At 42.6% G+C, this 12454-nt stretch carries 8 protein-coding genes and 1 tRNA gene; 2 read left to right on the forward strand and 7 right to left on the reverse strand.

Annotated elements, in window-relative coordinates; translation table 11 throughout:
• The first annotated feature begins 130 nt into the window (after window positions 1-130).
• Window positions 131-2470, forward strand: coding sequence for a GH92 family glycosyl hydrolase (locus EPX21_RS01440; RefSeq protein WP_134087899.1), 2340 nt, complete (start codon window positions 131-133; stop codon window positions 2468-2470).
• Between the two features lie 67 nt (window positions 2471-2537).
• Here the strand turns inward: EPX21_RS01440 and EPX21_RS01445 are convergent, their stop codons facing one another.
• Both EPX21_RS01445 and EPX21_RS01450 read right to left on the reverse strand, forming a co-directional pair.
• Window positions 2538-4196 carry a RagB/SusD family nutrient uptake outer membrane protein gene (locus tag EPX21_RS01445; protein WP_134087900.1) on the reverse strand — a complete coding sequence of 553 codons (1659 nt, stop codon included), beginning with the start codon at window positions 4194-4196 and terminating at the stop codon, window positions 2538-2540.
• A gap of 24 nt (window positions 4197-4220) precedes the next feature.
• Complete coding sequence (locus EPX21_RS01450; RefSeq protein WP_134087901.1) at window positions 4221-7259, reverse strand: TonB-dependent receptor; 3039 nt, start codon at window positions 7257-7259, stop codon at window positions 4221-4223.
• Window positions 7260-7704: 445 nt separating this feature from the next.
• Between EPX21_RS01450 and EPX21_RS01455 the strand changes: the two genes are divergently transcribed.
• Window positions 7705-7781: transfer RNA gene (locus EPX21_RS01455), tRNA-Pro, on the forward strand.
• Between the two features lie 381 nt (window positions 7782-8162).
• Here the strand turns inward: EPX21_RS01455 and EPX21_RS22570 are convergent.
• The 5 genes from EPX21_RS22570 to EPX21_RS01475 form a co-directional block, all read right to left on the reverse strand.
• Entirely contained in the window at window positions 8163-8306 is a 144-nt protein-coding gene (locus tag EPX21_RS22570; RefSeq protein WP_166670652.1) for a hypothetical protein, read from the reverse strand.
• Between the two features lie 157 nt (window positions 8307-8463).
• Window positions 8464-9153 (reverse strand): hypothetical protein, encoded by a 690-nt coding sequence (locus EPX21_RS01460; protein ID WP_134087902.1) that lies wholly within the window; start codon window positions 9151-9153, stop codon window positions 8464-8466.
• Window positions 9154-9233: 80 nt separating this feature from the next.
• Window positions 9234-10346: an AraC family transcriptional regulator gene (locus tag EPX21_RS01465; RefSeq protein WP_134087903.1), complete on the reverse strand. Its 1113-nt coding sequence runs from the start codon at window positions 10344-10346 to the stop codon at window positions 9234-9236.
• Window positions 10347-10399: 53 nt separating this feature from the next.
• The gene (locus tag EPX21_RS01470; protein WP_166670653.1) at window positions 10400-11572 is read right to left on the reverse strand and encodes a serine hydrolase; all 1173 of its coding nucleotides are present in this window, start codon (window positions 11570-11572) and stop codon (window positions 10400-10402) included.
• On the reverse strand, window positions 11520-12293 hold the full coding sequence (locus EPX21_RS01475; protein WP_134087905.1) for a serine hydrolase: 774 nt from the start codon (window positions 12291-12293) through the stop codon (window positions 11520-11522). The genes EPX21_RS01470 and EPX21_RS01475 overlap by 53 nt, the downstream gene beginning before the upstream one ends.
• Window positions 12294-12454 lie beyond the last annotated feature (161 nt).

Consider the following 12454-nt stretch of genomic DNA (forward strand, 5'->3'; position numbering starts at 1 on the left):
TTTGCTCCCTTTGTCTACATAAAACTTGACAAGTTAAGGGATATTAATATATTTGCAATATATGTACATACATATAGATCAATATTGAGAAGACGTCGATTATAAAAATCGCTTATATCTATGCTAAATTATGAACAATATAAAAAATCTATGTTATCTATTCATTATCTCCCTTAGTTCGACTACAATCTTAAGGGCTCAAGAAACGGAAAATTTGACTCGCTACGTGGATCCCAATATTGGTACAGCACATAGTCGATATTTCTTTTATACACCGGCGGCCCTGCCCTTTGGTATGGCCAAGTTAGCTCCCAGCACCAATGGAAGTTACGGCAATCCATCAGGCTGGGAAGCCGTGGGTTATGACGAGCGGCATCAATCGATCGAAGGCTTCCCAAATTTTCACGAGTTTCAGATCGGGGGTATTGTTTTTGCTCCAACAACGGGTACATTGCAAACACGTCCGGGTAAATTGGAGGAGATTGACGCCGGTTACCGCTCCCGTTTCGATAAAAAAGACGAACATGCTACGGCGGGATACTATCGGGTCTATTTAAAAGATTACAAAGTAACTGCGGAGCTAACGGCAACAGAAAGGGTTGGTTATCATCGTTATACCTTCCCGGCAACGGACTCTGCAAACATAATTTTCGACATCGGTCATCAAATGGGCGAAAGTGGCCCGGTTGTAGACGCCGCTGTTCATTACGACAAGCAAGTTGTTAAGGGATATGTAGTTACCAAACCTGCCTACGTGCAGAAGTATCAGGAGAACGCCAATGTAACCCTCTATTTTTACGCAGAACTTGATAAAAAGCCGAAATCCTTCGGTACCTTTGTTGATAGCCTCTGCCATCCCGGACAACAGATAGCACAAGGGAAAGGTGTGGGCACCTACTTACGTTTTGATACGCATGAGGGTGAACAAGTGAACATTAAAGTCGGACTTTCCTATACATCCGTAGACAACGCGCGCAAGAATTTAATAGCTGAAGCGTCCAACCTTTCTTTTGATGAAGCCAAGCAACGTGCATATCAGCGTTGGAATCAATATCTTAGCAGGATTCGCGTAAATGGCGGTAAAAAGGCAGACAAGATAAAATTCTATACAGGCTTGTTTCATGCGCTTTTGGGAAGAGGGTTGGCAAGTGATGTGAATGGCTCCTATCCAAAAAATAATGGTAGTATGGGCCAGATTCCGCTAGACGAAAAAGGAAAGCCCATACACGCGCATTATAATACGGATGCAATATGGGGCGCTTTTTGGAACTTGACACAGCTGTGGTCAATTGCTTACCCCGAATATTATGAAGACTGGATTCAAAGTCAGTTACTTGTGTATAAAGACGCCGGTTGGTTAGGTGACGGCATTGCCACGAGCAAGTACGTTTCGGGCGTAGGAACTAATTTTACGGGCTTGGCTATTGCCGCTGCTTACAATGTCGGTTTACGGAACTACGATATAGCCCTTGCTTACGAAGCCGTACGGAAAAATGAGCTGGAAAGTGAAAAGCGTATACCAGGCGCAGGAAAGTTAGACGTTGGCGTTTTTGTAAAAAAAGGCTTTTCCCCTTATATCCCTGACAGTACGGGTAAGCCCGAATTAAACCGAAAGGGTTCACCCTTTGGCGCTTCGCATACACTTGAATATGCCTTTTCGAGTTTCGCTGCTGCACAGTTTGCTAAATCCTTGGGTAAGGAAGCCGACTTCAAAACATTCTCCGACTTGGCCAACGCATGGAAAACACTCTATGACCCAAGCACTAAATTTATCAGGCCGAAAGATGAGACCGGTCATTTCTTGTCCGATTTTGACCCTTTTGCTCCTTGGCGGGGCTTTCAAGAAGGGAATGCTTGGCAGTATACTTTTTACGTGCCCCATGATCCGAAAGGTTTGGTTAACCTTATCGGTAAAAAAACCTTTAACCATCGCTTAGACAGTATTTTTCGCGAATCGCAAAAAAATGTCTTTGGTGGTGGCCGGGAAATCGATGCCTTTGCCGGTATACAGGGTTTATATAATCACGGTAATCAACCCAACCTCCATGTAGCTTGGCTTTTTCACGCTTCGGGGCGACCTGATCTAACGCAAAAGTGGGTACATGCTATTTGCAATGAATTCTATGGTACAGACGGTATACATGGTTATGGCTATGGGCAAGATGAAGACCAAGGGCAATTGGGCGCTTGGTATGTTTTGGCCGGTATGGGACTATTCGATGTAGCCGGATTAACAGCCCCCACCCCCTCGCTACAAATCGGCACACCTTTATTTGACGAAGTCATCATTCATTTACCGCCCACTGTTCGGCCTGGAAAATTTATTATAACCACTAAACGAATTGGGCAAGGCCCTCGCTATACCAAGGCCGCAAAACTGAATGGAAGAAGCTTGAATACGCTTCAGCTTCCCTTTGAAGCGCTTGTTAAGGGCGGCACTTTGGAGTTGAATCTCGTACCTCAACCGTGAAATTATAACAACGCAGGATCATATGTTTCCATATGATCCTATTTCTATTGCCAAGGCCTAAATTCCCTTAGTAACCCGGATTTTGCTTGAATTGATCTTTATTGGTAACCGCATCCAGTTCACTTTGCGGAATCGGCCGTATTTGATGAAACTCTTTGATATGAGGAGCCGCATCAGGATTGTGCGCCTGCACTCGCTCGAGCAATTTATTGGTTCGTTTCAAATCAAACCAACGCAGCTGTTCACCTGCAAACTCCCTGGCCCGTTCATCTAAAATAAAGTCGAGTGTCACCGCTGAAGCGCTTACAGTCATTTCCTCGGGGTTTTGTTTATTCAATGCCGCACGTTGTCTGACAACGTTGATATAGTTGGCTGCCTCCGCCTGGTTGCCCAACTGTAATTCAGCTTCGGCGGCAATCATATACATTTCTGCCAGTCGGATAACAAAAACGTCTCTGGCACTTTCCGTTTCGTTTGCAGAAGCCCTGGTAGGATCTTCAAATTTCTTCAAGGAAATATAGTGGAAGCGATCTGCCGGTATGCCATTCTCCCGATAGACGTCGTTAAGATCATAAATTTTATAGATCTTCCCGGCGCGGTCTTCCGGCGAAAGCACGTATTTACTACAGAAAATAGCCGTATCTCCCAAATTCATTCCATCGGGTCTCTTTGCCGCATCGGTTTCATTACAAAACCAGGTAGTTTTGAAGGAAGCCTGATAGCGCGAATCGACCTGTTCATTAAATAGATTCAACAAAAATTTGGTAGGCATATAGCGTACATTGGGATAACCGTTAACCACATCGCGCAACATACCCGGCTGGGTATCATATTCCATTAAGTACATGGAATGTCCCACATTACTTCCATCATTGAACTCCAGATTAGTTGAATAATTTAATCCCCAGATAATTTCCTGATTTTTCTCATGATCCATTTTCCAAAGGTCAGCATAATTCGGCATCAGGCTAAACCCATAGTCGTTAATCACATGTCGAGCATGATCTAAGGCTTCTTCATAGCGGCCTCTAGTCAAATAAACACGCGCAATAAATGCTTCTGCTATCGGTTTCGTAATTTTTCCGTAATCCGTATTACTTAAGGGTGCGTGTTCCACGGCAAATTCCAGATCGGCAAAAATCTGCTCATACACTTGATCGACAGGCGTACGATTAGCTACTGTAACAATACTTTCAGTTGGTTCGAGCGTAAAGAGAATATCGCCAAACGACTCCACTAAATGCCAATAGTACCAAGCGCGCATAAAGCGCAACTCTGCTTCTAAGATTGGCGCCTTGGCGGCTTCCACGCCCGCCTCCGGAAGATATTTTAATGCGGTATTAGCTAAATTGATACCGGCATAACACGGCTGCCAAAGGTTAGACTTCACCCAAACGTTGTCGGAAATCAATCCCTGATAATTCATCAAAGGTGGTTGGGGATATACACCGTTTGTGCCGGAGTTGCCACTATTAGCCCCTCCTGTCCAGATATCCGTTCCCATTTCGAGTAAGGCGTAACCTTGTTCTTTTCCATATATTTTTTGGTTATAGGTATACGTACCATTGGCAGCTGCTTCAATTCCTTCCGGCGTATTGAATAGACTCTCAACGGTAGCTCCGCCCGGATTATATTCATCCAGGGAGCAAGATCCCAATAGGAAGGAAAGAAAAAGCGCACATAGGCCTTTAGGTTTTCCGATTGCAATTTCAAGATAATTCTTCATATTTTTTGTTGCGCAACGCGCTCATTAAAATCCAACATTAAGTCCGAAAACGAACAGACGATTTAAGGGTTGATCGATAACACCCTCACCTTCAGGATCAAAATCCTTTAAGCTACTGAAAGTGTGCAAATTTTTACCCGAAGCATATATCCGAAGGCTTTGTAACTTCCATTTGCTTATCAGGGCCGATGGAAAATTATAACCGAGTGTAATATTTCTGATTTTTACGTAAGATGCTTGTCGCTCGGTAAGCGTAGTTACGTAATTTGAGTTTTTATTGGCATTGGGCCTTGGATAATCATTCGTCGGATTTTCCGGTGTCCAATAGTCAATGCGTGCGCCGTTTTCTAAGCCATTTCTTTTATACTTTGCATAATAATCGGAACTGATCCACTGCCCAACGCGTGCTACTAACAGAATATTCAAATCAAATCCTTTAAACCGCAAGTCATTACTCAAACCGGCTGTCCATTTAGGCACACGCTGTCCAATGATTGTACGATCAAAAGCATCTATCTTCCCGTCATTATTCAGGTCTGCGATTTTGATATCACCCGGTTCGGCACCATATTGGGCGGCCTGTTCTTCTTCTCCTAATTGCCAAATGCCTATTTTTTTGTAATCGTAATAAATCTGCGCGGGTTGCCCGACAATCAGCGATTCGCGATAATCATCGGCGATTACGTTGCCGTTTGGCAAAGCGACGATTTTTTCATTATTACGTGCAAAGGTTAGGTTTGTATTCCAGGAAAATGAATTCTTTTGAATATTATGTGAGGTAAGGCTTAACTCAATCCCCTTGTTTTGTGTTTTTCCTATATTCCGGTTTACGGTGGTGACACCGGTAGAAAGCGGTAAAGTATAAGGGAAGATCAGATCGTCGGTTTTTGCATGATAGTAATCAACGCTACCGGTCAACACGTTATTAAAAAGACCAAAATCTACACCTATATTCATGGTTTTTGTTAATTCCCATTTCAGAGTATTGTTGCCGATAAGCCCGTTAATGACATAGGCATTGGCAGCATTGGCGTCATTAAAAGAGAAGTTTTGCACAACAACGGAATTCTGCGTGGCATAAGGACTGATTACGTCATTACCCGATACCCCATAACTGACCCGGAGCTTTAAGTCGCTGAATGCCTGCTGGTTTTTCATAAAATCCTCATCCACAATCCGCCAAGCAGCCGCGGCTGAGGGGAAAAAGGCCCATTTATGTCCGGCTGCCAGTTTAGAGGAACCATCATTTCTACCCGTCAAAGTCAACAGGTATTTACCTTTATAACTGTAATTAATCCGACCGCTAAATGATAACAGTTTACTTTCTACGTAACCACTTCCATAGAAAGGGTTTTGATTTGCCCCCCCAATATTATAATAGTATTGCGAGGGAAACAATTGGTTATTACCGCCTGCATAGCTGTTGGTATTCGTCCACGAAAGGTAACTTGTAACACCTGTTAATTGCAGGGAGTGGTCGGCAAATTGCTTGTTATAGGTGATGACATTTTCCCAACTGATATTGCGATCCTGGTTATTCGTAATGGAAGCTTGGGAACGGGAACCTTTTCCGTCGATGGTATTTTGGGAATAAAAATTGCCCGCTTCGGAGGTTGAAAATATAGCGCCAAAGGTAGATTTAATTGATAAATCTTTAAGAGGCTTCAACTCAATGTAACCGGAAACAGTAGCTCGATTGGATTTGGTGTTCCGTTTGTAGGCGTCAGGCTGCTCATCTGCTAAAGGATTGATCAACGTTCCCTGTAAGGGGAATAAGTTGAATTCACCATTTTCATCGTAAGGAAGTCCCAATGGCGCTATTTTGGACGCCTGATTGAGCGGATCACGACGGATATCATTATCGATGTAAGCAAATTGCGATTGCAGGCCCACGTTCATCCAGCTGTTAATCGTTTGATCGATGTTCAATCGCCCCGAATAACGTTTATATTCGTCCATCTTTAGCAAACCCTTTTCCTGAAAATAAGCGCCGGAAAAGTACACTTTTGTATTCTTTCCACCACCGCTCACACTGAGTTGGTGATTTTGTTGGAAACCATTGTGCAACAAAAGATCGCTCCAATTGGTAAACTGCCCGTTTTGAAAAGCTTGCAATTGGAGTGGGTTCAAAATCTTATTATCATCCGCGGACGAATTCCAGGTACCCACAGCACGATATGCCTCTCGTCGAAAGTCGACATACTCCTGGCCAGTCATAAACTCGCCGTAACCTGCTACTTTCGAGACACCTGCATAAGCATTGTAATTCAATTTAGGTTTTTCGTTGGTGCCCCTTTTTGTCGTAATCAAGATTACACCATTTGCACCTCTAGATCCGTAAATCGCTGTCGACGAAGCATCTTTCAGCACTTCAATTGATTGAATATCATTGGGATCAACGTCTTGCGCGGCGACACCTTGTATACCGTCTACAATATAAAGTACATTATTAGAGCTTTCGGGATTTGCGATCGATCGGTTACCGCGCAACTGAATCGATGCCCCTTGGCCGGCATAACCATTGTTACGGGTGATATCAGCCCCCGGCACGCGACCTTGCAAAGCTTCGGCCGGACTCGTAACAGGCACCTTGGTCAAATCTTCCCCCTTTACGGAAACCACCGATCCGGTTAAATCGCGCTTTTTTACTTCACCATAACCAATTACAACTACTTCATCCAGTGTTTCTTCGCTATCTTGCAAGGTAACTTGAATGCTAGATTGACCGGCACTCAGCGGTATTTCTCTTGTTACATGCCCCAGGTGATTAATAACCAGAATGAGATTGCCTCCAGCTGGCAGGCTGATAGCAAATCGGCCATCTGTATCGGTAGATGTTCCAACTTTTGTACCTTTAACGGATACGCTTGCACCAACAATTGGTGTGCCTTTTGCATCTTTTACCGTACCCGTAAGCCTCAACTGTCGCTTCAAAAGGCTTCCATTCATTTCAAATGCACCCGCTCGAAAAACGACCGAAAGAAGCATTAAACAAAAAAAGCCATTTCGAAGGGTAGAAAAAAAGGAGCCCCACTCTCTTGTCCGTTTAAGATAATTTATCATAATTGTTAAACTTATATGGGAAGCAGGTGATGCACTACCTGCTTGCGGTTAGCTTTAAGAAGGCCAAGTTAGGTGTTAAACGGACGCTTAACATATACAAAATTTGCATCTTATTATAGCATCTTAGCTAACGGGAACGTATATCAAACAACTGCTCAAAACATCAAGTTAACCGCTTATAGTTTTAGACGAACACGAATCGCTTGGCATTTCATTTAAATTGATCCGACATTAGTCTTTCAGTAAAAAATTTGAAAGACGAACGGGAACAAGCTATCCGTTTCAATTCAGTTAAAGCAATTCTACGCACATTTGCATAGTGCAGCAGAGCAATAAATAAATTATTATATTTTGTTTCAGCGAGTTAGTATTAGCACTTAAAATATCGTTTGACAATTTAAAACTTAAGGCTATATTTGCAGCGCATTAAAGCTGATACCAGCATCGGGGTGTAGCGTAGCCCGGTATCGCGCCACATTTGGGATGTGGAGGTCGTAGGTTCGAATCCTGCCACCCCGACCAGCCAACAAGAAGCTCCTGCGAAGCAGGGGCTTTTGTTATTTTACAACGAGCCGAGCTCACTCGAGCGAGCGGTAAAATAACAAAAGCAAAGGCTCAAAGGGCCGCTTCTTGTTGGCTGTGACCACCCTCCATAGGATGGCTGCAGCCATGTGTGCGGGGCTACGCAACGCAGCCAATCCTGCCACAGGCCCTACCTTAGATTCTCATAGTTTCCATACCCCTTCGAACCCACGAATCCCGACAGCTATTGGCCGTGGCTGTTCTCGCTTTCTGCTTTGACGGTAAAACAATTTAAGAATGTTAGTTTTTTGATTGTACTTTTTATTAGATGGAAGTTGTAGTAGAGAATATGTCGTATAGCTACTTTAGATTTATAATTTTCTATCCTCCAACCAATGTATAATATTGACGCCTCACCTTTTCTTTACTGCTCACTACTTGATAGCCGCCACTTGCGAGCAGTTTACCAAAAGCGGCATAGGCTCCCCTTAATGTCGACGCGTTGTTATGCGCTTCATCAAACACGATCAGGGGGCCGCTTCCTATCGGGTATGCCGGAACAGGAATTGATAGTTAAAATTTTCGTCTGATATCTGCTGTGCGATTGCGCTGGTCGCCCCAACAAAAAATCGTACATCCAATAAAAAAAGCCACTAAATACCCTTCGCTTTATCATCATCGTCTATTTTCCTTTTAACCATACATCGTCTTCAAAACAGGTAACCTGCGTAGCTTCTCCATCACTCAACAAAAATGTCAGCGGGAAAGTGCCGTCCTCATTCAGGAAAAAAGTTTCCGTTCGCGGCATAAAGGTAATTTCTTTATTGTCCCATAGCTGTTTTAACGTCAATCCCTTTGCTGAAGATCGGATATCGAGCTTAAAGCTATTGTCATCCGTCAAGATATAAGTTCCTTCAAGCCTTTTAAGTTGTGCTGCCGATAGCTGTTTTATTATTGTTGGATCAAATCCGACTTTTACCGTTGTGATTCTTCCCAAAATCTTTGCCTGCGTAAATTCACCGGAACCATCTTTTATGAATTCAACTTTGTGACCTTCTTTTTTTGTTTCAAAGTTTGTTTCATTGATCTGGACAAGCTGATATTCTTTGTTATCCCCCCAAAATTGTTTGCCAAAAAGTACATTGTCTTTTGGTTCAAACCGGATAAAAGCTGCTTTATTGGGAAGCTGATAATACCCGGAGAAGTTTTCTAGCGGTACCGTTTCAGGTTGCTGGCCATCTCCAGACTTAACGGTACTTACATTTTGGGCAAAGCAGCTTGTTGAAAGAAATGCGCTAACGAATAAAATGCTGCGCATAATCGCACCGATTGTTGGGCTAATTGCAAATTTGACTGATTTCATTGCTTTCATATGTTATTTTTTTATGATGCAATGATAACCCTTTAACGATTGGAAGCAGTTCGGTTGGATGCAAATGAACAGCATTGCGGTCAAGTAGCTTTTGAATTTGCTTTAATGTATTCTTTAGGAGTAAGATTAGTTGCTTTTTTAAAGGTGGTATAAAATGTAGTTTTAGAATTAAAGCCAGCGCGGACAGCCACTCCGAGCATATCTAAATGCTTAGTATCTTCCGATAATAGAAGTGATTTTGCTTCCTCAGTCCTAAGCTCATTTATAAACTGATAAAAGTTTTTACCAAGTCCGTTATTGAGGACATAGGAAAGTTCATGTGTGCTAATGCTTATTTTATCTGAAAGTACCGAAAGTGTAAGGCTCGGGTCGAGGTATATCTTTTCATCGGCTGTCTTCCGCATTACAATGGATTTAAGTTCTTCAACTTGCTCAGCGGTAAGTCGTTCATTTAGTACTTTTTGGGGTACTATTTCATCATTTTTCGCCGGTTGATAGGTTTCAACAGCATAAATTGATTTTTGGATAAGTGTTGAATAGGCCAAAAAAATGATCCCCAAAAAATATAGAATAGGTGAAAAATAAGTTACGTGCATATTGGATATACTCAGTATGCGGATGAAAATCAAGAATAACACTGAAATCAACAGATATCTTAACCATTCCAAGTCTATTTTATCGGTAAACGAAGCCACCAGTTTTATATTCTTTTGGTGATGACTGAGTAGAGAGAAACAAACGATCCAATAATAAATCAACTGACCAAAGAAAAAATATCGGACGATAAACCCGATCCACGAAGATAAGATGGGGAGATGGCTTTCCTTATTAAAGAGGTTGGGCATTAAGTAAACCAGCGAAAACATAAGAAAAAGCAGGAAAGGTACGAAATGGAGAAGCCAGTCCTTTTTCGGCAAAGAAGGTGCTGCGTACCCGTTTACTGCCATATAAAGACAGGGTAGCATCGCCCATCTTGGCAGTTCAAACAGGTGAATCAGGAAACTCCCACCAATACCAAATCCTTCCAAGAAAAGTTGAGTAAAAGTGCATGCGAGGATACAATAGAATGCCCCAAGCCATCGGTTGGCTTGGACATTCACTTTGTCAAGCCCAATAAAAAGCAGGGATCCTAATAGCCATAATGCGCCTTCTGAAAAAGCATAGAATGCAGCTAAGGTGTTTATTTCAGACATAAGATACTTCGGACTGTTTCCGTAAATTTATGATATTCCATTAAAACTATAAACTACATACTCCAAATGGGGACTCCAATCCAGCCGTGTATTGAAAATAATACGACCAGGTAAAACAAGAATAGCATATTGAAAGCCAAGGGAAACTTGACCCATTTCTTAGTGAGGTGAGACCAACGTCTATACAATAAATATGCTCCGATTATAACACTTATCCCGAAAAAGAGCATGCCTCCAAAGATGGCAAGCGATGTAGCATTCGCAGACGTGAACAATTCCTTATGCACCGCATCCGTCTGCCCGAGCAGTCGATATGATACGAGAAAACAAATAACACCCAGAGCCGGTAAAAGCACTAAGCAAAGATCTGCTAAAGTTATTTTCTTAAACAAGACTAAGGGTATCCCGACAATTGCATATATGATAGATAGCAGGGCCGCGAATAATCCGAGATAAATAAGTATTTTTTGTAAAAGGATGGGTGCATAGGCCTTTTTTAGATAAAAACCATTGCCATAACCCTGGAAGAAAGGATGCCCGTCGTTGTCGTAGCCGATGACGCATGACGGGATGATATCCCCTTGCACCCGAAAGATGCCATTCCCCATATGTATCAGCGAATCGGTCTGCCCGCTCCCCTTGTCAACAATAAGTTTGTCCTCGTCAATGGACAACAGTTTAATCCCTCCGAAAATTCGTCTATGGAACTCCCATCGCTCATTCTTGGGATTCAAAAATTGATAATATCCCAGCATGGGTTCGATCTTCGACTGGTCGATTTTTACGGAGCTCATCTCAGGCACCTCCCGGTCTTTAGTTAAAAACGCCTCAATCAGTTGTGATACCGGCCACAGGATCTTATTGCAATTAGTAGAGATAGTATATGCCAAACCAGCTTCCCGGTTAAACAATATCCAGGAGCCAAAGCCTTCATACTTACCACTATGCCCCCTGAAGGTGACCTTTTTATTGTTTGGGAATAAATCGTTGCCAAAAGCATAACCCGTCTGTAATCCATGTTGACTTGCCAGTGTACTGTGCACTTTTTCGATTTCAATCCAGTCCTCCTCGCCCAGTAAATCATCACTGGAATTCTCGCCTACATGAAGCATGTAGTTCATGAACTTCGCCATATCAGCTGCATTGGATACCATAGCGCTTGAAGCTCCATTGCTACTTGGCATGTAAAAGGGTAACAACATAAAGCCCCCCATCTCTATAATCATAACCTCTGGCATAGCCTGGCCGGCTTTCGCCGGTCAGATCAAAGAAAGTACTGCTCATCGCTAGGGGCCTAAACAAGGTTTCTTGGATATATTCGTTCCAGGGCATGCCCGAAACTTTCTCTAAAATGTATCCTAAAACATTGTGTCCTGGACTGGAGTATGACATCCTTTCGCCTGGTCTCCAGCGGCAGATAAGCGCGTTTTCCTGGTCAAGTATCGCTTCGATTCCAGTCAACGGCTTACCCGTCATATTGACCATTTTATTTATCGCAATATCTTCGAAACTTGACGTATGCTCCAATAAATGTACGATTCGTACAGGATGCGTAGATTCCCACTTATTTTTGAAGGGAATTTCTGGCGCGATTTTCCTAATGGGGTCGTCAAGCTTTAGTTTGCCTTCGGCTATTAATTTCTGGATTCCCATTGCTAAAAAGAATTTAGTAACAGATGCCAGGTGAAATTGCGTTGTGCTGTCAACAGGTATTTTTTGTTCTAAATCAGCATATCCCAATCCTCCCGAAAATACGATACTGTCTTTCTTTACGATGGAAACCATCAATCCGGGTATATGTTCTTTTTGCATAACGTTGTCGATTTTTTTGAGTAATTGGTCTATTGCTGATGTCGGAGAATCATCATGTTGCAGTTCAGCGTTTGTCCGATTACATAATAAGGTCGTAAAAAAGAAGATTAAAAATAAGGTTATATACTTGTTCATTGTCGTTTTTTTCGGTTAAAGTAAATACGTCCCGCTGTATTTTGGTTCGCGGTTATCCAAACGAACTAAAAAATGCAATGGTTCAATGAACAGCTATGGGTGAGATGTACAGCTTGTGATACTTTTATAAGGTGGCTGCCCGAAATCATCTGAGGTTAATC

Source organism: Olivibacter sp. XZL3, assembly GCF_004368405.1.
Lineage (GTDB): Bacteria > Bacteroidota > Bacteroidia > Sphingobacteriales > Sphingobacteriaceae > Olivibacter.